General features: G+C 36.8%; 22 protein-coding genes. All 22 read right to left on the bottom strand.

Features of this window, described 5'->3' with window-relative positions; translation table 11 throughout:
• Positions 1-203 precede the first annotated feature (203 nt).
• The 22 genes from ltrA to ACTJJ9_RS15515 all read right to left on the bottom strand — a co-directional run bounded on the left by ltrA (position 204) and on the right by ACTJJ9_RS15515 (position 23,271).
• Entirely contained in the window at positions 204-1,478 is a 1,275-nt protein-coding gene (ltrA, locus tag ACTJJ9_RS15620; protein ID WP_440768710.1) for a group II intron reverse transcriptase/maturase, read from the bottom strand.
• Positions 1,479-2,020: 542 nt separating this feature from the next.
• Positions 2,021-2,527 carry an NAD(P)-dependent oxidoreductase gene (locus ACTJJ9_RS15615; RefSeq protein ID WP_145582192.1) on the bottom strand — a complete coding sequence of 169 codons (507 nt, stop codon included), beginning with the start codon at positions 2,525-2,527 and terminating at the stop codon, positions 2,021-2,023.
• Entirely contained in the window at positions 2,524-3,300 is a 777-nt protein-coding gene (locus tag ACTJJ9_RS15610) for a sirohydrochlorin chelatase (RefSeq protein ID WP_145582193.1), read from the bottom strand. The genes ACTJJ9_RS15615 and ACTJJ9_RS15610 overlap by 4 nt, the downstream gene beginning before the upstream one ends.
• Entirely contained in the window at positions 3,297-4,076 is a 780-nt protein-coding gene (gene cobA / locus ACTJJ9_RS15605) for a uroporphyrinogen-III C-methyltransferase (protein ID WP_145582194.1), read from the bottom strand. The genes ACTJJ9_RS15610 and cobA overlap by 4 nt, the downstream gene beginning before the upstream one ends.
• Before the next feature lie 37 nt (positions 4,077-4,113).
• Positions 4,114-4,722, bottom strand: a complete 609-nt coding sequence (gene cysC, locus ACTJJ9_RS15600; RefSeq protein WP_095298796.1) for an adenylyl-sulfate kinase — start codon at positions 4,720-4,722, stop codon at positions 4,114-4,116.
• A gap of 14 nt (positions 4,723-4,736) precedes the next feature.
• Complete coding sequence (sat, locus tag ACTJJ9_RS15595) at positions 4,737-5,876, bottom strand: sulfate adenylyltransferase (RefSeq protein WP_145582195.1); 1,140 nt, start codon at positions 5,874-5,876, stop codon at positions 4,737-4,739.
• Positions 5,877-5,987: 111 nt separating this feature from the next.
• Positions 5,988-7,058 carry an inorganic phosphate transporter gene (locus ACTJJ9_RS15590; protein WP_095298800.1) on the bottom strand — a complete coding sequence of 357 codons (1,071 nt, stop codon included), beginning with the start codon at positions 7,056-7,058 and terminating at the stop codon, positions 5,988-5,990.
• Between the two features lie 13 nt (positions 7,059-7,071).
• A complete protein-coding gene (locus ACTJJ9_RS15585; protein WP_145582196.1) occupies positions 7,072-7,773 on the bottom strand; it encodes a phosphoadenylyl-sulfate reductase in 702 nt (233 codons plus the stop codon).
• Positions 7,774-8,561: 788 nt separating this feature from the next.
• Positions 8,562-9,119: a thioredoxin family protein gene (locus ACTJJ9_RS15580; RefSeq protein WP_145582197.1), complete on the bottom strand. Its 558-nt coding sequence runs from the start codon at positions 9,117-9,119 to the stop codon at positions 8,562-8,564.
• 247 nt (positions 9,120-9,366) lie between these two features.
• The gene (pyrE, locus tag ACTJJ9_RS15575; protein WP_095298808.1) at positions 9,367-9,999 is read right to left on the bottom strand and encodes an orotate phosphoribosyltransferase; all 633 of its coding nucleotides are present in this window, start codon (positions 9,997-9,999) and stop codon (positions 9,367-9,369) included.
• Positions 9,996-10,712, bottom strand: a complete 717-nt coding sequence (gene pyrF / locus ACTJJ9_RS15570) for an orotidine-5'-phosphate decarboxylase (protein WP_145582198.1) — start codon at positions 10,710-10,712, stop codon at positions 9,996-9,998. The genes pyrE and pyrF overlap by 4 nt, the downstream gene beginning before the upstream one ends.
• A 1-nt stretch (position 10,713) precedes the next feature.
• Positions 10,714-11,619, bottom strand: coding sequence for a dihydroorotate dehydrogenase (locus ACTJJ9_RS15565; protein ID WP_186324203.1), 906 nt, complete (start codon positions 11,617-11,619; stop codon positions 10,714-10,716).
• A gap of 2 nt (positions 11,620-11,621) precedes the next feature.
• The gene (locus ACTJJ9_RS15560; protein ID WP_145582200.1) at positions 11,622-12,401 is read right to left on the bottom strand and encodes a dihydroorotate dehydrogenase electron transfer subunit; all 780 of its coding nucleotides are present in this window, start codon (positions 12,399-12,401) and stop codon (positions 11,622-11,624) included.
• A complete protein-coding gene (carB, locus tag ACTJJ9_RS15555) occupies positions 12,398-15,610 on the bottom strand; it encodes a carbamoyl-phosphate synthase large subunit (RefSeq protein WP_440768709.1) in 3,213 nt (1,070 codons plus the stop codon). The genes ACTJJ9_RS15560 and carB overlap by 4 nt, the downstream gene beginning before the upstream one ends.
• On the bottom strand, positions 15,610-16,695 hold the full coding sequence (locus tag ACTJJ9_RS15550) for a carbamoyl phosphate synthase small subunit (RefSeq protein WP_145582202.1): 1,086 nt from the start codon (positions 16,693-16,695) through the stop codon (positions 15,610-15,612). The genes carB and ACTJJ9_RS15550 overlap by 1 nt, the downstream gene beginning before the upstream one ends.
• On the bottom strand, positions 16,692-17,978 hold the full coding sequence (locus ACTJJ9_RS15545; protein WP_145582203.1) for a dihydroorotase: 1,287 nt from the start codon (positions 17,976-17,978) through the stop codon (positions 16,692-16,694). The genes ACTJJ9_RS15550 and ACTJJ9_RS15545 overlap by 4 nt, the downstream gene beginning before the upstream one ends.
• Entirely contained in the window at positions 17,962-18,879 is a 918-nt protein-coding gene (locus tag ACTJJ9_RS15540; protein ID WP_145582204.1) for an aspartate carbamoyltransferase catalytic subunit, read from the bottom strand. Before ACTJJ9_RS15540 ends, ACTJJ9_RS15545 begins: the two co-directional genes overlap by 17 nt.
• A 188-nt stretch (positions 18,880-19,067) precedes the next feature.
• Complete coding sequence (locus ACTJJ9_RS15535; RefSeq protein ID WP_145582205.1) at positions 19,068-20,345, bottom strand: solute carrier family 23 protein; 1,278 nt, start codon at positions 20,343-20,345, stop codon at positions 19,068-19,070.
• Between the two features lie 175 nt (positions 20,346-20,520).
• Positions 20,521-21,066, bottom strand: coding sequence for a bifunctional pyr operon transcriptional regulator/uracil phosphoribosyltransferase PyrR (pyrR, locus tag ACTJJ9_RS15530; RefSeq protein WP_095298825.1), 546 nt, complete (start codon positions 21,064-21,066; stop codon positions 20,521-20,523).
• A gap of 277 nt (positions 21,067-21,343) precedes the next feature.
• Positions 21,344-22,264, bottom strand: coding sequence for an RluA family pseudouridine synthase (locus ACTJJ9_RS15525; RefSeq protein ID WP_145582206.1), 921 nt, complete (start codon positions 22,262-22,264; stop codon positions 21,344-21,346).
• On the bottom strand, positions 22,264-22,734 hold the full coding sequence (gene lspA / locus ACTJJ9_RS15520; protein WP_095298829.1) for a signal peptidase II: 471 nt from the start codon (positions 22,732-22,734) through the stop codon (positions 22,264-22,266). Before lspA ends, ACTJJ9_RS15525 begins: the two co-directional genes overlap by 1 nt.
• A 231-nt stretch (positions 22,735-22,965) precedes the next feature.
• Entirely contained in the window at positions 22,966-23,271 is a 306-nt protein-coding gene (locus ACTJJ9_RS15515) for a TraR/DksA family transcriptional regulator (protein ID WP_095299150.1), read from the bottom strand.
• Positions 23,272-23,327: the final 56 nt, after the last annotated feature.

Genomic DNA, 23,327 nt, shown 5'->3' with positions numbered 1-23,327 from the left:
CCTCCGTATGCTCATATTTTGGTTGGGGAACCAAAAATATTTTAGCACCACGGAAGAGTTTTTTTAATACCACGCTGAAAGCTTTTTGGAACCCTAGGCCTAGCCTAGGGTTTTCTTTTACAATCGAGTAGAGGGAAAATAAGTTAATTATTTTCGCCCCTCTCACACCACCGTACATACGGTTCCGTATACGGCGGTTCAATTTATATTACAGTGTGTACTTTTAGATAATGTTCTAAAGCAGAGGGAAGTCCCCTCCGCTTTAGTCTTTTGTTCGATATTGCTCTCTGAACGACTTTTGATAATCCGATGTACCGGAAACCTTTTCGACAGAAAGTTAGACCTTTTGCCTCTTCCTCAGGAATCCCTAATTTAACTAGCGATTTAATTTGTTTCTTCGATACCTTCCATTGCTTCCAGATGATAACTCTAATTCTGGAGCGAAGCTTCTTATCTATCTCATTCATCGCTCTTTTCATATTTGAGATTCTAAAGTAATTTACCCACCCGAGTATGACTTGTTTTAGTTTTAAAATCCTGAAGTCTAGTGGTACACTCCAATTTCGCTTTGTTAATTTTCGAAGTATCCTTCGAAATTTTTGTAAGGATATGACATGTGGTTTTACTTGATATTTCTCATTTTTAGGATCGTAATAGTATCCAAATCCTAAGAATTTCAAGTCTTTTGGACGAGAGATTTTACTCTTCTCTACATTGACTATTAACCCTAATTTATCTTCTATAAATTTCACGATTGATTCCATCACTCTGTTTGCTGCTTTTTCACTCTTTACAAAGATGAGAGCGTCATCTGCATATCTCACGAACCGTAGTCCTCTTTTCTGTAGTTCCTTATCGAGTTCATTTAACATAATATTGCTCAATAATGGGCTAAGGTTTCCTCCTTGCGGAGTCCCGACAGGAGTTTCTTCATATTTCCCTTTCACCATGACTCCACTGACTAGGTATTTTCTGATTAGTGAGATGACATCCCCATCATCTATCGTGTTGGATATAATTCGCATGAGTTTATCGTGATGAACTGTATCGAAGAACCTTTCAAGGTCAATGTCTACTACCCAATCATGTCCATCATTCAGAAATTCTAAGCTTTTAATAATAGCCATCTCACAGCTTCTTTTTGGTCTAAAGCCGTAACTGTATTCACTGAATTGCCTTTCAAATATTGGACTGAGAACTTGATGAATGGCTTGTTGAACTACTCTATCCACTACTGTTGGTATTCCCAACTTGCGCATCTTGCCATTTTCTTTTGGGATTTCCACTCTTAAGGCAGCTTGTGGTTGGTATTTTCTTGTTCTGATGCGCTTTCGTAGCTCATCCTTGTTTTCTCTCAGATATTGTTTCAATTCTTCAACTGTTACTCCATCGACCCCACTCGCTCCTTTATTTTTATAGACACGCAGATAGGCTTCGTTCATATTTCGATTACTTAGAATCTGTTCTAAAAGTTCCACACTCGCTTCTCCTTCCCTCTCACGTAGTAAGTGATAGCTCCTTTTTGGTTAGCCTTTGAGATACGCTCATACTTTCACCATTAATACATTCGGAGTAAGTCACTTACGCATTCGCGGTGTTGAAACACTATAAATTGTTCAGCCCTTCATGAATTAATTTCACTACTATGGCTTCTGCTGACTTCTTGCGGCAAACCTTTTTCGACTATACCTATGTACACCCGCAAGACCTCCCAGGGTAAGACAACAATCTTTCCTCTTTTACTCGCCTGATTTACCCTACAAAGTTACGCACACCTTTTGGACTTTGACTTGTTTGGGAGTCTTATCCCTTTGTAGAGCCTTAGTATCAGGTTTCTGTTCGTCGAGCCAAGATTTTATTCCACGCTTCCTCCAGTCCTTACCTCACGATAAGTGCCTTGCGCTTCCTTAGTGGTTGGTCGATGTGTACCCCCACAGTGGACTTTCACCACCTAGATAGTTGCCATGCCTGGCGCACCAAAAAAAGATGGCTTGCAATATATTGCAAACCATCTCGTTTCTTACCTTGAGTTCCCTTTTTTATTCAGTTCTCTTTCTACATATAACTTGTCTAATTCCTCAATAAAGTCATCCTCAAATTGTTCAATTAGTTTTTCTGATATTTCCTTAGAAAGCTTAGGGCTAGCTCCGCTCGTAGAAACAGATAATATTAACTTCCCTTTTTTCACCGTTTTCGGAACAGTTACATTTCCTAGCTTCGCATTGCTAACGATATTAATAAGCTGGTTTTCCTCTATATTTGCTGCAATCCATTCATTTATACTCGCATCATTTGTTGCAGCAATAATGAAAAATGCATTCTTCAGATCTGCTAACTCTATCTTTTTTTCTAACCAAGTTATTTTTCCTAAATGAAACAATTCCTCTATCTCTGAGATCACATTTGGACTTATGACAGTTATATTTGCACCTTCTGCTAAAAATAAACATAACCGTCTATAAGCAATTTTTCCACCGCCAACGACAATCACTTTTTTCCCTTTTACATCGATATGTAAAGGAATCATTGCGCAGGCATCCTATTGTGAAAACTAAATAAATCATTTTTATTTAATAAAGCTTCATGCACACGCTCTGAAAATAAGTCTAGAAGGATTGGATGTGGTCCAAGGTAAGAGCATACTTCAATATGTCGATTTCCCCAATGATATTTCTCTATCGTCTCATCAATCTCTTTTTTTAATAAACCTGTAAAAATTAAATAAGGAATGACGATAATCTTTTGTTCATTAGAATTGTACAACTCATCAATTGTTTCAGTAAATTTTGGCTTAGCTGCAGTTAAATAACATGTTTTTACTTCCCTAAGAGGTGATTCCTTTTGTAATATCGTTGAGATTTCTGTTAAATCTCTGACAACATCAGGATCACTGCTACCTCTTCCGACAAGTACCGCAACTGTATGATGATCAACCTTTGCTTTTTCGTTTATTTTATCCTTTAACATCATTGCGAGTCGGTCATCGACACCAATTGGTCTTCCATATGTTACATTTATGTGAGGATATTTAGAGCTAACTTCATTAATTTCCTCAGGTATGTCCTTTTTTGCGTGTGCTGCAGTTAATAGCAGCAATGGAACTACCGTTATTTGTGTTGCCCCTTGACTAACACACGATTCAAACGCACTACTAATGGAAGGTTCTGCTAATTCCAAAAAACACACCTCTTGAATAGGTGCATTTATTCTTGGACTTACTTTTTTTATAAAATCTACAGCTTCTTCGCGAGCCTTCGGAACCCTACTTCCGTGGCAAACATACAAGACCGCATGCTTCATATTGATAAAACCTCACCTTGAGAATGTCGTTTTAAGTCTTTCTCAAACCAGTTTAGTTGGTCGCGAATTGATACTACTTCTCCAACGACGATAATACTTGGGTTTTTTATTGCTGATTGCTTTACTCGATTTTCAATATTTTCTAATGAATCCGTGATCGTTATTTGTTCATCTGTTGTACCCCAATGAATCACTGCTACTGGTGTTTTTGGCGCTTTTCCGTACTTAATAAGTTTATCTTTAATATATGGGAGATTACCGATGCCCATGTAGATAACAAGTGTATCAATCCCTTTTGCTAACGATTCCCATTTTACTTCCTCTTCTGCATCATTTCTACGATGACCAGTTACAAAGGCGACACTCCCGCTTATGCCACGATGTGTAACAGGGATACCAGCATATGCAGATGCTGCTATCCCTGAAGTAATACCTGGAACAATTTCAAAGGGGATTTGATGAGTAGCCAAGGCTTCAGCTTCTTCACCGCCCCTGCCAAACACGAAAGGATCTCCACCTTTTAGACGAGTCACTACTTTCCCACTTTTTGCATACTTAAGGAGGAAATGATTGATCGTTTCCTGCTTCATCGTATGATAATTAGGAAGCTTACCACAATAGATCAAATCGCAGCCTTGCTTTGCATGCTTTAAAATCTCTTTATTAATTAAGCGATCATAAAGAATGACATCCGCTTTTTGAATACATTTTAATGCTTTAATTGTTAATAGCTCTTCATCTCCAGGACCAGCTCCAACTAAATAAACCTTTGCTATCTTACTCTCCCCCTTTCGTTTATTGCTTAATCAAGTTCTAGAATATGTTTTGAATTAATCCTTTTGCTTGGAGGAAATCAACAATTTGTTTAACAGATTCCTCAACCGTTTGCTTTTCAGTATCAACAATAATTGCTGGATTTTCCGGCTCTTCATAAGGTGAGTCAATACCAGTAAAATGCTTAATTTCGTTATTTCTCGCTTTTTTATACAAGCCTTTAGGATCACGAACTTCACACTCATCTAATGAACATTTAACATACACTTCAAAAAATTCATCTTCTGAAAGGATTTCTCTTACCTGCTGTCTATCCTCACGAAATGGAGAAATAAATGCCGTTAATACAATTTGACCACTATCAACAAAAAGCTTTGATACTTCCCCAATACGACGAATATTTTCTTTTCGATCTTCATCTGTAAATCCTAAATCACGATTTAAACCATGTCTAATGTTATCACCATCAAGTACATATGTTTGAATGTTTGCTTCAAACAAATATCTTGCTAATGCATTTGCTAATGTTGACTTCCCAGATCCAGACAAACCTGTAAACCATAGCACATAGCTTTGATAATTATTTCTCTTTCTTCTCTCTTCTTTTGTGACGGATGAATCATGCCACACAATATTACTTGCAGCCATCAAGCATAACCTCCTTATGAATTTACAGTCTCTTTCATTCCTTTAATTAGCACTTCAACAACTTCTTTACGGCTAAATGTGCTTGGTGGTAATTCGCCATTACGTAACATCGCGCGAACCTTTGTACCAGATAAGATGACTCTGTCTTCTTTACCATGTGGACAAGTTTTCGAAGAAGCCATTGCCTCACATTTTGTGCAATAGAAGCTATGCTCAAAGAATAATGGGGTAATTCCTAATTCATCAGCAGTAAAATTCGAGAATATTTTCTGTGCATCATACGTACCATAATAATCGCCAACTCCAGCATGGTCACGACCAACAATAAAATGTGTACATCCATAGTTTTTACGTACCATCGCATGGAAAATTGCCTCACGTGGACCTGCATAACGCATAGCAGCTGGGAAAACAGCAAGATGGACTCTATCTTTAGGATAATAGTTTTCTAGCAATACTTCATAACTTTCCATTCGAATATGTGCTGGAATATCATCCGACTTTGTTTCACCAACTAAAGGATTTAAAAATAATCCGTCAACTGTTTCCAACGCTGTCTTTTGAATATATTCATGTGCTCTATGAACTGGGTTTCTTGTTTGGAAGCCAACTATCGTTTTCCAATTAAGCTCTGCAAACTTTGCTCTCGTTTCTTTTGGGTCCATATAATATTCGGCAAATTTCTTTTCCGGACGTTTTACTAAAGTGATTTCTCCACCAACATAAACATTACCACGTTCAAACATCTTTTTAACTCCAGGATGCTCAAGTTCATCTGTCCGATATACGTTAATCGCTTCTTTTTGCTTATCAGGAGTATAGATGTCTGCTATGGTAATCGTACCATATGTAACTCTATCTGCTACAAGACGTGCCTCATCACCAATTGTTAATGTTGAAGCTTTTTCCTCTGAAACTGGTAATGTGATCGGAATACTCCACACTGAACCATTTTTTAATTTCATATTTTCTACAACTGATTGATAATCCTCTTGATTCAAGAAACCTTCAATTGGGCTGTACGCACCGATGGCAATTAGCTCAAGGTCACTTAACGCAATTCCATCTAATTCAATTTCTTTCTCGATATGTGAAACATCTGCTCCAATTGATAGTTTTTGAATTAATTTTCCTCCGTGTGGAAGCAAGCTCATGATAAAATCCTCCAATACAATATTTAATCTTTATTTAAGAGTATCACTCATTTAAAAATGGTAACACGACATTTATCACAAAAAACTTTAACGTCAATACAAGATTTCGTTTTAAATACCGCCGCCCTCTTCATGAACAGTACGTTTTTCTTGTTTTGTTGCCTTCATCAAGCTAATCGCACCTAGTGTAGCAAGGAAGAGACTTGCAAGAACAATTATTGTATAAATATCATTGTCAATAAATAATTTTACAAAAAAATAGGACAACGTTAACGAAATTAATGGGGAAATTAACCAAACCATTAACATATTTTTTACGATTCTTTGTTGAAACGTTATTTTTGAGCCATTTTTCGCCATCCCTATTCCAAGAATAGATGATGAAGTGATTTGTGTTAATGGTACAGGAATTCCAAAAATTGAGGCGATCGTGACGAGTGATGCACCTGTACCGGAAATCAATATCCCTTCAATTTTTGTGAATTTTGTAATTTTCTTACCATTTGTCTCAAGGACTCGACGTCCTAATAATAAAGCTCCTAAAGCGACAAATGCTCCGCCAATAATTGTTCCCTTTGAAACTGTCAGTATATTTGCACTAACTAATGGCCCTACAGCATTCGCTACATTGTTCATCCCCGCTGAGAATGCTTCAAAAAATCCTGCGAAAATTAAAATAATTGTGACAACTTTTCCTTCAAATGTATATTTTTTAGTGAAATGAAAAGAATGTAACAGCTTAATCACAAAAAATGCAATACCAAAGGCAACAATAGGGATAAGAATCCAAAACATCACAATCCACAATAGGTTATTCACATATAATACTTGGTGTGCTATCCCTACACCAACTACAGCTCCAACCGTTACCTCACTTGTAGATAGCGGGATGCCCAATAAATTCGCTAGAAAAAGTGAAAATGTTGCTGAAAAGAGAATGATTACAACTATTTTTATCGTGATAAGCGAGGAAGGTATAATTCCTTCACTTATCGTTTTGACCACTTCTCCTCCACCAATCACTGCTCCTAATATTACACCTATTGCACATAAAATAAGGGCATTTCGGGGACGAGTTATCGCCCCTGCCCCATAAGCAACACCCATTGAAGCAGCTGCACCGCTTGCACCAATATTCATGGCAAAAAAGAAGCTGATCAAAATTGCAACTATCTCTAACATCTTTTAAATCCTCCTATTGATGGAGGCCACATTCTGTTTTCATTTGCCCAGACCATCTGCCTGATCGTAAATCATTTTCATCATAAGCTGGTTTAGTGCAATGAAAACAACCGATGCTTGGATATCCTCTATCATGTAAAGGATTATAGATTAAATCATTTTTATGAACATATCTCCATACATCCTTCCATGTCCAATGAATAAGCGGGCAAATCTTTACTGAATGGAAGCGTTCATCTTTATTTATAAAATTCACGTGTTTTCTCGTTTCAGATTGTTCACGTCTCAACCCAGATATCCATGCTGCAGATCCTTGTAAGGTTTCATTTAACGGAACGATTTTTCTAATATTACAGCATTGATTAGGATTTTTTTCCCAAAGTTTATCACCATATTGCTCAGCCTGCTCCTCTAACGTAAGCTTAGGCTTTTTCATTTCAACATTTAATTGCGGATATTTTTCTTTCACTTTGTCAATTAATTCATATGTTTCCTTAAAATGAACATCTGTATCTAAAAATACAATTTTTGCATCTGGTTTAACTTTAGAAATTAAATCAATTAAAACAATTCCTTCAATACCGAAACTACAAGCATAGACCACTTCTTCACCATAATGGTTATACGCCCAATCCAAAACGTTTAAAGCACCCTTATACTTTTCATCAACCTCAAAACTTTCGCTTTCTTCTGTCCAATTTTCATAAGTTAGCAATATTATCACCTCTTTCTTACTATATGCATCGTGTTGAAAAACCGTTTATTCATACATTAATAGTCGGAATTAATGGTAAAAATAAATATCTATCCTCAACACAATTTGATTTTGACAATATAAATTTGTCGATAATACATTTTTACCTTTATCATTTTCATCAGTTTTTTAGCATATTACCGATTATCGATTTGCCTCTATGACTCATTTATTTAAACTATTATTCTAGCTTTATTTCATAAGTAAAAGAGAATATGCTATTGATTCAAAATTTTAACACAATTCGGCTAAAAGTCAACCCGAGTTTTTCTATCGGATTAATTTTTTATGAGTAGTTTTCTATTTTCATTTATCTTTCATCCATAATTTATGAATTTTCTTAATACTATCTAGTAAACATATTGTAACGAATATGAAAGGTGTGATTATCTTGTGGATGCATTTCATGAATATTTTTCTATTATTGATCACCTATTACTTTTTTTGTATGAGCATGTCACATCTTTTAATGTATCAATCAAATCAAATGATTCTGAAAGAGATGCGAAAAATAAAACATGCCTACATATTCTATCTACTTGGAACGATTGTCGCCAAAGGTCTTAAAATCCTTAAAGTACCTGAAAAATGGTTTTCTATAGGATACAAATTGTGTTTTTTCATTCTCTCAATTGGATTATTCATGATGATGATCACAAGAATTTCGTAAACATGTTTTCTCACTTTAAGTATGGATAGTAAGTTAATATCTCTATCCATACCTTCTAGCAAATTCAATATTCTCATGTTTAAATAGAAAGTAAACTGTTTATTATGCTTTTTTCAATCTCTCTCCAAATTGATTCATCCTCAATATAGGATTTTTTAAGTCTAGCAATCATTTCGTTTTGCATTTCCTTAAACTCAGGTGAATCTACATTTGGAAGCTTGCTTTTTTCTTGATCAACAAGTTGCTGAATTTTTGCTGCACGCGGTCCCCATACTGCCTGCTCCTGCCCATGCTGGTCAATAAAGATAAATATTGGTATCGAGCGGGAAGTTCCATTTGTTAAATACTGGTCCATTAATTCGAGATTTTGATCTCTTAACAAAAAGCGGACATCCATTTTCAGGACTTCGGCAATTTTTAATAAAATCGGGTTATTAACAAGGGCATCTCCACACCAATCCTCTGTTAAAACGATAACATTAAGTTTTTTTTCCTGAATATTTTTCAGACGTTCAAGCTCATCTTCCTTTACCTGAAATCGGTTATAAATTGAAAGCATCTCATCTTTATTTACAGTCATCTGATTTTTATACTGTTCAAATGTTATGCCTTTTTCATACCAATCATTTAAATTCATAAATTAATCCTCCTATTAAATTTAGCGTTCATTAAGTAGAAAGCTTACTGCTAATTATTGGATGAGCGTGTCAAAAAGACATGCCTATATAAAAAAGCTTTCGTTAAGATTTAATTATAAGAACAAATTGAAGAAAAGCAATTTTTAGCACTTCTTTATCATTTTTTTCGCCATCTTACCATGAAAAAAGCGGTTGGCTACATAGATTAGACATTGCTTCTAATCTATGTAGCCAACCACAGTATAACTAACTATTTAACCATGCTTCTGAAGAAGGATTTTCTCGCCACATTTTTAACTTGTTTATATCCTCATCATCAACATATCCTTCTTTTGCTGCTACTTCAATTAAAGTGTCATAATTGCAAAGAGATTTTGCTTCCACATTTGCTTCAGATAGCTTTTCTTCACCAAGTGTTAAGCCGTAAGTAAAGATCGATACGATGCCTAGAACTTGGCATCCAGCGTCACGTAGCGCACGAACAGCTGTGATAGCACTTCCTCCTGTAGAAATTAAATCTTCTACAACGACAACCTTTTGTCCTTCTTTCACTTGTCCTTCAATTTGATTTCCTTTGCCATGGCCCTTTGCTTTACTGCGTACATAACACATTGGTAAATTTAGTTTATCACTCACCCATGCAGCATGTGGGATTCCAGCAGTAGCAGTTCCAGCAATCACCTCTACATCGGAATAATGTTCCTTTATTAGCTGTGTTAAGCCTTCTGCAATTTGCGAACGAATGTCAGGGAAGGACAATGTTAAACGATTATCACAATAAATTGGTGATTTCAAACCACTCGACCATGTAAAAGGTTCGTTCGGCTGAAGATAGACTGCCTTAATTTTTAGTAATTGCTTTGCGATTAATTGACTCATTTCTCAGTGCCCTCCCACGCTTTTTTCACTTGAAGATATGCTTCATATGGATTTTGCTTCTTCGTAATACTTCTTCCGACAACAATGGCAGTTGACCCAAGAGTACGAGCGAGCTCTGGAGTTGCGATTCTTGTCTGGTCATCTGCTGCATCATCCTTCATCCGAATTCCTGGTGTAACTGTTACAAAAGAAGAGCCTAGCCTTTCACTGATGGCTTCTACTTCGTGAGTAGAGCAGACAACACCTTCTAAACCGCTCTCTTTAGCCATCAGGGCATAATGAAGCACGACATTATTTAATGTTTTATCAATTAAGAGCTCATGTTCAAGCATTGCTTGTGATGTGCTTGTAAGCTGTGTAACAGCAATACATGCTGGCCGTGATTGACCAGCTGGTGTTCCTGCTTCTAAGCCTTCAATAGCAGCTTCCATCATTTTCTTGCCACCTGCTGCATGTACATTTACGATATCAACATTGAGCTTAGCAAGCCCTGTCATTGCTTGTTTTACTGTATTTGGAATATCATGAAGCTTTAAATCAAGGAAGATTTTGTGACCACGTTCTTTAATGTGTGAAATAATTGCCGGCCCTTCCTGATAAAAGAGCTCCATTCCTACTTTGACAAAGAGCTTCTCATCATGAAACTTATTTAAAAAGTCATCTATTTCGGTTTTCCCCTTGAAGTCAAGAGCAATTATAATCGGTCGATCCATATCACTTCCAGCTCCTTCCAACACATTCATTTACATGTTCAAAGCCTAACTCTCTTAATCTATCAGGCAATTGTTGAATAATTTCCGGACATATAAATGGATTAACAAAGTTTGCCGTACCTACTGCTACTGCGCTTGCACCTGCATATAGAAATTCAATGACATCATCTACAGATTGAACTCCGCCCATTCCGATAATAGGTAGCGAAACATTTTGGCTCACTTCGTATATCATACGAAGTGCCACAGGCTTTATCGCTGGACCTGAAAGACCGCCTGTCTTATTTGCAATAACTGGTTTTCCTGTTTTTAAATCGAGCCTCATCCCAATAAGTGTATTTATCATTGTTAATCCATCTGCACCAGCATTTTCAATTGCTTTAGCCATTTCTACAATGTTTGCAACATTTGGTGATAATTTAACATATACAGGAACAGCAGAAACTTCTTTGACAGCCTTTGTTAATTGTGCAGCGATTTCGGGAACCGTGCCAAATGCGATCCCACCTGTTTTTACATTAGGACAAGAAATATTTAATTCAAGCGCATGTACATTCTTTGACTGACTTATTTTTTTAGCAACATATACATAGTCTTCAACTTGTGAGCCTGCAACATTTGCAATAATCGGAACATCAAATTGCTCTAACCAAACAAGCTCTTCTGCAACAACTTTTTCTACACCTGGATTTTGTAAACCAATTGCATTTAGCATACCTGCCTCTGTCTCTGCGACACGGGGTGTAGGATTTCCAAATCGAGGCTCTTGTGTACTTGCCTTTATCATGATTGAACCTAACTGACTTAAATCATAAAGATTACTATATTCTCTTCCAAATCCAAAACAACCGGATGCAGGCATAATCGGGTTTTTAAGCGACAAACCTGGTAATTGTACATCTAACATGATTATAAAACCACCTCTCCGGCCTTAAATACTGGACCATCGCTACAAACTTTTTTATAACTTGTTCCATGAATATCGTCTCCTGTATGACACACACAGGCAAAACATGCACCAATTCCACATCCCATTCTTTCTTCAAGCGATAAGAATAATGGTTTGTTACCAAATTGCTTTTCCAGTGCCTTTAACATTGGCGTTGGACCACATGAATACATGACATCATACTCTAGGTTATAATCGGCAATTGCACTGGTGACAAAACCTTTATAGCCGTATGAACCATCATCTGTTGTAATGATCGTTGTACCAAGCTTCGAAAATTCCTCTTCTAAAAAGACAGCAGATTTAGTTTGAAAACCTAATACATGCTGAACCTTTACACCTTTTGCAGCTAACTGTGTCGATAGCTCATATAATGGAGGAACACCAATTCCTCCACCTACTAATAATGCAGTTTGTCCAGCCTTAGCTTCACCGATAGGAAAACCATGGCCAAGTGGACCTAGTACATCAACTACATCCTCTGCTTGCTTTTTAGAAAGGAGCTGTGTTCCAGCTCCTTCAGCACGGTATATCATCGTAAATTCATTGCGTTCTTTGTTAATTTTTGAAATACTGATAGGTCTTCTTAATAAAGGGGTCGTTCCTTCAGACACTTTTAAATGGACAAATTGTCCGGGTTCGCCCATTTCTGAAACTAAATCTCCCTTTAGTGTTAACTGAAAAATATGTTTTGCAATTTCCTCCTGCTTTGTTACGACCATCAGCTCTTTTTTCATCACGTTAAGCTCACCTCTAGCTGTGCGTTTTTCTTTTGCATCGTCTCAGTAGAAAATGTCATTGATTCTAGCACTCGTAAAATTGCTACAGCCGTATCGAGTGAGGTTAAGCATGGGATTCCGTTTTCTACTGACTCACGGCGAATTTTAAAGCCATCACGAGCCGGTTGTTTCCCTTTCGTCAACGTATTGATTACGAATTGAGCTTCACCCTTGCGAATGACATCTAGTAAATTTGGCTCTTCCGATCCGATTTTATTAACAACTTTTGCAGGGATATTGAATGATTGAATATATTCTGCTGTTCCACTCGTTGCAAGGATTTGATAGCCAATCTCATGAAATCTTTTCGCAATTTCTAATCCTTCTTCTTTGTCCTTGTCAGCAACAGTTAAGAGAACTGACCCATGATTTTTAATTTGGATTCCTGAAGCAACTAATGCTTTATACAATGCCTTTTCTAATGTAATGTCTTTTCCCATTACTTCACCAGTTGACTTCATTTCTGGTCCGAGCGTAATATCAACATTTCTAAGCTTAGCAAATGAGAAGACTGGAGCTTTTACATATACTCCTTGACTTTCAGGGTAGAGACCTGTTTCATAGCCTAATTGAGCTAATTTTGCCCCTAAAATCACCTTTGTTGCTAAATTGGCCATCGGCACACCTGTAATTTTACTTAAAAATGGTACCGTACGACTTGAACGTGGATTTACTTCAAGGACATATACTTCCCCTTTTGAAAGAACAAATTGTATGTTTAATAATCCAATAATATTTAGCCCTTTAGCAAGTTTAATCGTGTAATCAATAATTTTTTCTTTCACGTCGTTTGATAACGATTGTGGAGGATATACTGCGATAGAATCGCCTGAGTGAACCCCAGCGCGTTCAATATGCTCCATAATTCCCGGTATTAAAACTGTATCTCCATCAGAAATTGCATCAACTTCAATTTCTTTACCTGTTAAATATTTATCAATTAAGACTGGATGTTGTGGATTGATTTTCACGGCATTTTCCATATAATGCAATAATTCAGACTCTTGGTAAACAATTTCCATTGCACGTCCACCTAAAACATATGAAGGACGAACAAGTACTGGATAGCCAATCTTACCTGCTATTTTCACAGCTTGCTCTACAGATGTTGCCGTTTTTCCAAGAGGCTGTGGTACTCCTAAGGAAACGAGTGTTTGCTCAAATTTATCTCTGTCTTCCGCACGGTCTAAATCCTCAAGTGATGTACCTAAAATTTTGACCCCTCTTGCTTCTAGTTCACTTGCAAGATTAATAGCTGTTTGTCCACCGAATTGGACGACTACCCCTTTTGGCTTTTCTAAATCGATAATATGCATAACATCTTCAATCGTAAGTGGTTCAAAGTAAAGCATGTCAGATATGCTAAAATCTGTTGAAACTGTTTCAGGGTTATTATTTACGATAATCGCCTCATATCCAGCTTCTTTAATTGCCCAAACAGAATGTACTGTTGCATAATCAAATTCTACCCCTTGACCAATACGGATTGGACCTGAACCTAGAACAACGACACTCTCTCTATCTGAAACAATTGATTCATTTTCATCTTCATATGTGCCGTAGAAATACGGTGTTGCAGATTCGAATTCTGCTGCACACGTATCAACCATTTTATATACTGGGATAATTTCCGCTTGCTTACGGAGTTCATATACTTCCAACTCACTTGTACCCCAAAGCTTTGCGATTTCTGCATCAGAAAAGCCCATTTCCTTCGCCTTTTGAAGGGTAGTAAGTTCAAATGGATTCCCCTTAATTTTATCTTCAAACTTAATAATTTTTTCAATCTTCATTAAGAAGAATAAATCGATTTTACTCCAATCATGAATTTGTTCCTTTGTAACTCCTCTTCTAAATGCTTCTGCAATATAGAACAGACGTTCATCACCAGCTTTACGAATCCGCTTTTCAATCAATTCATTTGTAATGGAATCTGCATCGTTTAATCGTAAATATGAAACATCTGATTCTAAAGACCGCACTGCTTTTAATAGCGATTCCTCTAACGTCCGTCCAATCGCCATTACCTCACCTGTTGCCTTCATTTGTGTACCTAAACGACGGTTAGCTGATTCGAACTTATCGAAAGGCCAGCGCGGAATTTTCGATACAATGTAATCAAGAGCAGGTTCAAAGCATGCATATGTCTTACCCGTAACTGGGTTTTCCATTTCATCAAGTGTTAAGCCAACTGCAATTTTCGCAGCAAGCTTAGCTATAGGGTAGCCTGTTGCTTTTGACGCAAGTGCTGATGAACGGCTAACGCGCGGATTTACTTCAATGATGTAATATTTAAAGCTATTAGGGTCAAGCGCTAGCTGTACATTACATCCCCCTTCAATTTTTAAGGCGCGAATGATTTTTAATGAAACATTCCGAAGCATTTGATATTCCCGGTCACTTAACGTTTGACTTGGTGCAAATACAATTGAATCACCAGTATGTACTCCTACTGGGTCAAAGTTTTCCATATTACAAACAACGATTGCATGGTCATTTGAATCTCTCATAACTTCATATTCAATTTCCTTGAAGCCTGCAATACTTTTTTCCAAGAGGCATTGTGTAACTAGGCTGTTTTTCAAACCACTTGTTACGATTTCAATTAATTCCTCTTCATTTTCACAAATTCCGCCACCAGTACCACCTAATGTATATGCTGGACGAACAATAACTGGATAGCCAATTTGCTCAACAAACGCGAATGCCTCATCTAAATTATGAATAATTTCACTTTCAGGAACTGGCTCATTTAACTCATTCATTAATGTTCTAAAAAGATCACGGTCCTCTGCTTGTTTAATCGCAGAAAGCTTAGTTCCTAAAATTTCGACACCGCATTCTTCTAAAACGCCAGATTCCGCTAATTCAACTGCAAGATTTAGTCCTGTTTGCCCACCTAGAGTTGGAACTAATGCATCTGGACGCTCCTTACGAATGATATTGCTTAAAAATTCTAATGTAAGAGGCTCAATATACACCTTATCTGCTATTTCTGTATCTGTCATAATTGTTGCCGGATTTGAGTTCACTAGCACAACTTCATATCCTTCTTCTTTTAAAGCGATACAAGCTTGTGTACCTGCGTAATCAAATTCTGCTGCTTGACCGATAACAATTGGACCTGAACCGATAACAAGAATTTTATTGATGTCTGTACGTTTTGGCATTATAGAACCCCCTCTTTCTTATTCGCTTCAATCATTTCTAAAAATTGGTCAAATAATCCGTTAGCATCCTCTGGACCTGGTGATGCTTCAGGGTGATATTGTACGGTAAATGCTTTTGCATGCTTATGTTTTAAGCCTTCCACCGTTCCGTCATTTAAAGCAATATGTGTAATTTCCAAATCTGTATTTTCAATTGATGCTTCAGTTACTGTATATCCGTGGTTTTGAGAAGTAATATCAACTTTTCCAGTACTTAGCTCTTTTACTGGATGGTTTGAACCACGATGTCCAAACTTCATTTTTTCCGTGTCAGCGCCACATGCGAGGGCAAATAATTGATGTCCTAAGCAAATCCCAAACAACGGAATTTTCCCTAATATTCCTTTTATCATTTCAATCGCCTCAGGTACATCCTTTGGATCCCCTGGTCCGTTTGAAAGCATGATTCCATCAGGTTTTAATTGCATTACTTCTTCAGCAGTTATCGAATGTGGTACGACAACGATGTCACAATTGCGATTATTTAACTCTCTTAAAATACCGTGCTTCATTCCATAATCAACTAGGACGACACGAGGTCCTCTGCCAGGGCTTGGATAAGCTGTTTTTGTAGAGACAGTTTGTACTTGATTAGTAGGTAGTTCTGTTCCCTTAAGTTTGCTAATTACTTCATCTGGATTTGCATCAGCCGAACAAATCGCACCTTTTAACGTACCGTACATTCTAATAATTCTTGTTAATTTTCGAGTGTCGATCCCGCTTATCCCAGGAATGTTTTTCATTTTAAAATATTCATCTATTGTGTATTCATTTCTCCAGTTTGATGGATAATCACAAAATTCCTTGACGACAAACCCATTAATGAAAGGGGATATCGTTTCAAAGTCATCACGGTTTATTCCGTAATTACCAATTAAAGGGTATGTTAATGTTACAATTTGTCCACAGTAAGAAGGATCTGATAGGATTTCTTGGTAACCAGTCATCCCTGTATTAAATACAACTTCACCAAAATTTTCTTTATCACTTCCAAAAGCTTCTCCTAAAAATACTGTTCCATCCTCTAAAATTAACTGTCTTTTCATACAGTGATGCCTCCCTTTTCCCAAACGATGTTTCCATCAACAATAGTTAATGTTGGCCAGCCCTTACATGCCCAGTCCTTAAATGGTGTGTTTTTCCCTTTTGAGAGGAAGTTGTCTGGGTCGATTTTTGCCTCAGTATCTAAGTCAATGACTGTTAAATCAGCAACATCGCCAACTTGTAAAGTTCCAACAGTTAATCCAAATGCTTCTGCAGGTTTAACTGTTAAAAAGTTAATTAGCTGCTTTAACGTAAATTTTTTTGTTAAAACAAAGTGTGTATAAAGCAATGGAAATGCTGTCTCTAGGCCGACAATCCCAAATGGGGCCAACTGCATTCCCTCAGCCTTTTCCTCTAAAGCATGTGGTGCATGGTCTGTTGCGATAAAGTCAATCGTCCCATCTAAAAGACCTTCAATTAAAGCTTCTTGGTCTTCCTTCCCTCGTAACGGAGGATTCATTTTAAAATTCGGGTCTAACCCTGGTATATCGTCTTCACATAGTAAAAGATGATGTGGTGTTACTTCTGCTGTTACGCGAATTCCTGCACGCTTTGCATCCCTTACTACACGTACAGACTCCTTAGTACTAATGTGACAAACATGGTAGTGACAGTCTGCAGCTTCTGCAAGTAAAATATCTCTTGCAATATGTACAGACTCACATACTGATGGAATTCCATTTATTCCATGCTTTGCTGAGAACTTACCTTCATGGACTGAACCTTTATTTATTAATGTATTCTCCTCACAGTGGGCAACGATTGAAGCACCAATTGAAGCAGCCTTTTTCATTGCTTCTAACATTTTTCCAGCAGATTGAACACCAACACCATCATCTGTAAAGGCAAATGCTCCTGCTTCTTTAAGCGCCGCAAAATCTGTTAGTTCTTCACCAAGCTGTCTAGTCGTAATTGAGGCATATGGAAGTACCTTTACGACAGCAGTTTCTTTAATACGATTTTGTAGCCATTCCATCTGTTCTTTTGTATCAGGTACTGGGCGAGTATTTGGCATTGGAGCAATCGTCGTAAATCCACCTTTTGCAGCACTTTTCGTTCCAGTTTCAATTGTTTCCTTATGCTCTCCACCTGGCTCTCGTAAATGTACATGTAAATCGATAAATCCTGTAGAAATTAGTTGACCGTCTACAGGAACAACTCGATAACCGTCTACTGGTAAATTTTCGCCTATTTCTGTAATTTTTCCGTTTTCAACCTTAATGTCTACTTTATTGAACTCACCTTGATTATCTACCACTAAGCCGTTTTTAAGAATAAATGACATGTCCATCTACCTCCTGATTATTTTGAACTTGTTGTAAAGCCCTTTTCAAAATCGCCATTCTTACATAAACTCCATTTTCCATTTGCTTAAAGATTCTCGAACGTTCACATTCTATTAAATCACTATCAATCTCAACGTTTCGATTCACTGGAGCTGGGTGCATAATAATTGCATTTGGCTTCATTTGATTTTCTCTTTCCTTCGTTAAACCGAATTCTTCTAAATAATTAGCTGGATTTGTTTTTTCATTATGTCGTTCATGTTGAATACGTAGGAGCATGACAACATCTGATTGCTTAATCGCCTCATCAACCTCGACGTATTCCCCGTATAGATTAAATGCGTCTTGCCATTCCGAAGGACCGGAAAAAAGTACTCGAGCACCTAATCTTGTTAAAACTTCAGCATTCGAACGAGCAACACGGCTATGGCGAATATCTCCATGTATGGATACCGTTAAATCTTTAAATCTTCCAAACTCCTGTTTTATCGTTAATAAATCTAATAAAGATTGAGAGGGATGATGACCACATCCATCACCTGCATTGATAATTGGTATTGAAACCTTTCCAATCAACTCCTCAAAAAAATGATCTTCCTGATGTCGAATGACTACAGCATTTGCCCCGATAGATTCTAACGTTTTGACAGTGTCGTATAGCGTTTCACCTTTTTGAACACTTGAATGCTCCGCAGCAAAATTTAAGACTTCTAGACCTAATCTTTTTTCAGCCACTTCAAAACTAAATCGTGTTCTAGTACTCGGCTCAAAAAACAGGTTTGAAACAAATACTAAATCAGATGGTCTCCAGCCCTTTCCTGTTTTATATCTTTCTGCATCCTCAAGAATTGAAAATATCTCTTCATTTGATAGCTGATTCATTGTCAGTAGGTTTGTCATACCCATTCTCTCCTTTATTTGAAAGCAATTTTACTTTCAAATGGCATTTATTGTATAAAAAAACACCCTGTTTTGAATAAACAGGGTGTAAAAAGGTAGAGCAAATCTAGGTATCCCTATACCTTTTCCTTGCCTTACACCCTTCAAAGCCTCTCTGGACTTTTCTTAAAAGATTTAAGCAACTTTCATTATGCATGTTCATTTTTAATTGTTTCATCATCCTTTTGTGGAAGGACTAAGTTTAATACAATCCCGATAATTGCGGCTAACGCCATTCCGTGTAAATCAAAGCCACCATACTTAATCGTTGCTTCACCTATTCCAATAACTAGAATAACTGAAGAGATAATCAAGTTTCGTTTACTGCCTAAATCAAGCTTGTTTTCAATCATTATTCTTAATCCAGAAGATGCGATAATACCGAATAATAGGATTGATACTCCACCCATAACAGGTGTTGGAATCGTGCTTATGAAGGCAGATATTTTCCCGATGAAGCCAAAGACGATTGCTAATACCGCGGCACCAGCTAAGATAAATACGCTATAAACTCTTGTAATCGCAAGGACACCGATATTTTCACCATACGTAGTATTTGGCGGTCCGCCGATTAGAGCTGCAATCATTGTTGCGACTCCATCTCCCATGATTGAGCGGTGAAGCCCTGGTTCTTTAATAAAATCTCTTTTTACTACATTTCCTAATACTAATTGGTGACCGATATGCTCAGAAATCGTTACAACACATACAGGTACCATTAGTAAGATAATATCCATATTTATCGATGGTGTATAATCAACGAATGGCAAGATAAAATTAGGTGCTTGTAGCCATTTCGCTTCAATTACTGTTGAAAAATCAATGATACCAATTGCTAGTGAATATAAGTATCCCCCTGCGATACCGATAAGAACAGGGATGAGATTGAAAAATCCTTTAAAAAAGATTGATGCAATAATTGTAATAAGCAATGTAATAATTGCTACCGAGAAATATTGAAGACTATATTCCTCACCGTTTAAGGTCGCCATATCTACTGCTGTTCCCGCTAAACCTAATCCAATGACGATAATGACTGGCCCGACAACAACTGGTGGTAAGATTTTCATAATCCATTTATGACCAGTACCTTTAATAATTAAAGCGATAATGCCGTAAACTAAACCACTTAGGAAGCTCCCTACAAGCGCTGCACCAACTCCACTTGATGCCTTTGCTACGATTATCGGAGTGATAAACGCAAAAGATGACCCTAAATATGCTGGTACTTGACCTTTTGTTATGAGCATGAATGCTAACGTTCCTAATCCACTAGATATGAGTGCTACTGCTGGGTCTAAATCAACAAGATATGGGACTAGAATTGTTGAGCCAAACATTGCAAACAAATGCTGGAAGCTCAATGTAAGCCATGTTAATAAATTTGGTTTATCTTTTATATCTAATACGATTTGTTGTTCTTTCACGTTTAGGACCTCCACTTTTGAGAAATATTCATGTTAGTTAGTATGTGTGAAATGGATAAACAAAAAACCTCTTTGCGAAGCATGCAAAGAGGTACAAAAAGGTAAGCCAATCGTGTTTCGACCGATTGATCCTTTTGTTCCCCTTTGTCGCCTCACTGGACGATTATTAAAAGGGTTAATTATTATCATGTATTGTAACTTGGTCTTTATTATCTTGTTCTTGAAGCTCGACAACAATTTTCTCAGAGCTTGAAGTAGGTATATTTTTCCCTACATAATCTGCACGAATTGGTAGTTCCCGATGACCGCGGTCAACTAACACTGCTAGTTGAATATTTGCTGGTCTACCAATATCAACTAATGCGTCCATTGCAGCTCGAACCGTTCGACCTGTATATAAAACATCATCAACTAAGATTACTTTTTGATTTGTAACATCAACTGGAATATCTGAACCTTTAACAAGTGGCTCTTGATTCTTCGTTTTTTTCGTTAAATCATCACGATATAGTGTTATGTCAAGTTCCCCGATCGCGATTTTATTTCCCTCAATTTGCTCAATTCGCTCTGCAAGTCTTTTTGCTAAGTGAATTCCGCGAGTTTTTATCCCTACTAAAACACTATCTTCAATGCCTTTATTTCTTTCAATAATTTCATGTGCAATTCTTGTTAATGCTCTTCTAATTGCTTGCTCATCTAAAACAACTGCTTTTTGAGACATTTCTTCATCTCCTCTCGTTACTTAATTTATCCTTGTAGCTGGATGAAAAAGTAAGCTATAAAAAGAAAACCCCTCTCACCGTACAGTGAGAGGGATTACGAACTTTTGTTTAGAGCATAGTACTTTTTTAAGTACTATAGCCTAATTTCCGCTTTCCTTCTCAGCCTCTCGGGACTGTGTTAAAGGTTCTTATTAAGTTAAACCTATTATCACAAAATTGTAGAATCGTGTCAACAATTTTTTTAAGATAATAATTCCGACGTTTGTTCTAGCATTTTTAAAGTTGGCTCTTTAATCGAATTTCCTTTAATACTTCTTCAAAATCATTCGGTAAAGGAGCTTCAAACTCTAAGTATTCCTTTGTTCTTGGATGAATAAAGCCTAAAATACCTGCATGGAGTGCTTGTCCATTTATTTGTAACGTTTTTTTCGGACCATATTTTGGATCTCCAACTAAAGGAAAGCCAATGTATTTCATATGTACACGAATTTGATGAGTTCTTCCAGTTTCCAATTGACATTCAACAAATGTATAGTCATGAAAACGTTCTAAAACTCGAAAATGTGTAACTGCTTCTTTACTGCTTACATTTGTAACAGTCATGCTTTGACGATCTGTTTTGTCACGGCCAATCGGGGCATTGATCGTCCCGTTATCATGTGGGATACTCCCATGGACAATTGCTTTATATCTTCGCGTTACCGTTTTATTTACTAGTTGGTCTACTAATGATTCGTGTGCCAGATCATTTTTGGCAACCATGAGAAGGCCTGATGTATCTTTATCAATTCGATGAACAATTCCTGGGCGTAATACTCCATTAATTCCAGATAAATCTTTACAATGTGCCATTAACCCATTTACCAATGTACCAGACATATGTCCAGGTGCTGGATGCACAACCATTCCTTTTGGTTTATTGACAACAAGAACATCTTCATCCTCATAATAAATATCTAAATCCATTTCCTCTGCGACTACATCTAACGGCTCTGGTTCAGGAATATGAATGACAATATGATCATCGATTTGACATTTATAATTCGTTTTCACTACAGCTTCATTTACTTTTACAATTCCTTCTTTAATCCACTGCTGAACCTGAGTTCTTGACCATTCTTCATTATAAGTAGACAGAAATTTATCAATCCGTTCATTTTTATGTTCTTCAGTTACACGTAAATCTACGATGTCCATTAAGCTTTCTCCTTCTCTTTTTTCCCTTCAATAAACAGCATATAAATAAATAATAGAACTACTCCGACACATAGAGCAGAATCTGCCACATTAAATATTGGGAAATCATATGTAAAAATATATGTATTAATAAAATCAACAACTTCTTTTCTAAACAAGCGGTCAATAAAGTTACCAATTGCCCCACCAAGCATTAGACCTAGCGCAATTCCCATTAGCTTACTACCATTAGTATGTTTTTGGATGTAGTAAATAATACCGATAATAACAACCGTTGTAATCAAGTAGAAAAACCACATTTGCCCTTGTAATATTCCCCAAGCAGCACCTCTATTTCGATGTGAGGTTATATAAAGGAAATTTTCTATAATCGGTATATTCTCACCTAGCTCCATATTCTTTACAACTAACCATTTCGTTAATTGGTCAATCCCAATAATAATAGCTGCAATTATGTAATAAAAATACAATGTTTCCCCAACTTTCCTTTATTCTATTGATAAAGCAACAAGTATTACCCAACTTGAATTGTACCATATGCAACAACTCATTGAAAATAGAATCACAATGGGGACAGTCCCCAAAACTAAAAAAAGTTTTGGAAACCTTTATTTTAAAGGTATTTGGAAAAACGAAAGGGTAATAAAATTGAAAAATGTCCTGCAAAAGCACTTCATTTGGGGACTGTCCCCCAAATGAAGTTAAAAATATGATTCATCATAAGTGTAGTCATATTGTGGTAATGATTTTCGCTCGTATAGTTCTTGGAAGTAAAAATCATATTTTGTTCTTGCAGTAGGAAGTATTCTTAACTTTTCAAAAGGAATTTCTTCACCAGTTTCTTCACAATATCCGTATATCCCTTTATCCATTTTAAGTAAGGCTCGTTCTACATCTTGAAGTTCTTCTTTTATATGATGGATTAGAGTATTGTTTTTCGCTTGATCATCATTTGTCATTTCAAACATACTGTGATCAAATAATCTTGCACGTAATTCTTCTCTCATCACTTGCAATTCATACCGGATTCCATAATATTTATTCAAGATGGACAACTCCTTAA

The sequence above is a fragment of the Metabacillus sp. 22489 genome, assembly GCF_052044855.1.
GTDB classification, from domain to species: Bacteria; Bacillota; Bacilli; order Bacillales; family Bacillaceae; genus Metabacillus; species Metabacillus niabensis.
Note: the sequence above shows the minus strand (reverse complement) of the source record. Positions and strands in the feature narration are given on the sequence as shown.

What these genes read in the sequence shown, in the direction of transcription:
- ACTJJ9_RS15615 (WP_145582192.1), bottom strand. Translation starts at nt 2,527, where the DNA reads ATGATTCCTTTACATATCGATGTAAAAGGGAAAAAAGTGATTGTCGTT.
- ACTJJ9_RS15610 (WP_145582193.1), bottom strand. Translation starts at nt 3,300, where the DNA reads ATGAAGCATGCGGTCTTGTATGTTTGCCACGGAAGTAGGGTTCCGAAG.
- cysC (WP_095298796.1), bottom strand. Translation starts at nt 4,722, where the DNA reads ATGGCTGCAAGTAATATTGTGTGGCATGATTCATCCGTCACAAAAGAA.
- sat (WP_145582195.1), bottom strand. Translation starts at nt 5,876, where the DNA reads ATGAGCTTGCTTCCACACGGAGGAAAATTAATTCAAAAACTATCAATT.
- ACTJJ9_RS15590 (WP_095298800.1), bottom strand. Translation starts at nt 7,058, where the DNA reads ATGTTAGAGATAGTTGCAATTTTGATCAGCTTCTTTTTTGCCATGAAT.
- ACTJJ9_RS15580 (WP_145582197.1), bottom strand. Translation starts at nt 9,119, where the DNA reads ATGAATTTAAATGATTGGTATGAAAAAGGCATAACATTTGAACAGTAT.
- pyrE (WP_095298808.1), bottom strand. Translation starts at nt 9,999, where the DNA reads ATGAGTCAATTAATCGCAAAGCAATTACTAAAAATTAAGGCAGTCTAT.
- pyrF (WP_145582198.1), bottom strand. Translation starts at nt 10,712, where the DNA reads ATGGATCGACCGATTATAATTGCTCTTGACTTCAAGGGGAAAACCGAA.
- ACTJJ9_RS15565 (WP_186324203.1), bottom strand. Translation starts at nt 11,619, where the DNA reads ATGTTAGATGTACAATTACCAGGTTTGTCGCTTAAAAACCCGATTATG.
- carB (WP_440768709.1), bottom strand. Translation starts at nt 15,610, where the DNA reads ATGCCAAAACGTACAGACATCAATAAAATTCTTGTTATCGGTTCAGGT.
- ACTJJ9_RS15550 (WP_145582202.1), bottom strand. Translation starts at nt 16,695, where the DNA reads ATGAAAAGACAGTTAATTTTAGAGGATGGAACAGTATTTTTAGGAGAA.
- ACTJJ9_RS15545 (WP_145582203.1), bottom strand. Translation starts at nt 17,978, where the DNA reads ATGTCATTTATTCTTAAAAACGGCTTAGTGGTAGATAATCAAGGTGAG.
- ACTJJ9_RS15540 (WP_145582204.1), bottom strand. Translation starts at nt 18,879, where the DNA reads ATGACAAACCTACTGACAATGAATCAGCTATCAAATGAAGAGATATTT.
- pyrR (WP_095298825.1), bottom strand. Translation starts at nt 21,066, where the DNA reads ATGTCTCAAAAAGCAGTTGTTTTAGATGAGCAAGCAATTAGAAGAGCA.
- ACTJJ9_RS15525 (WP_145582206.1), bottom strand. Translation starts at nt 22,264, where the DNA reads ATGGACATCGTAGATTTACGTGTAACTGAAGAACATAAAAATGAACGG.
- ACTJJ9_RS15515 (WP_095299150.1), bottom strand. Translation starts at nt 23,271, where the DNA reads ATGAGAGAAGAATTACGTGCAAGATTATTTGATCACAGTATGTTTGAA.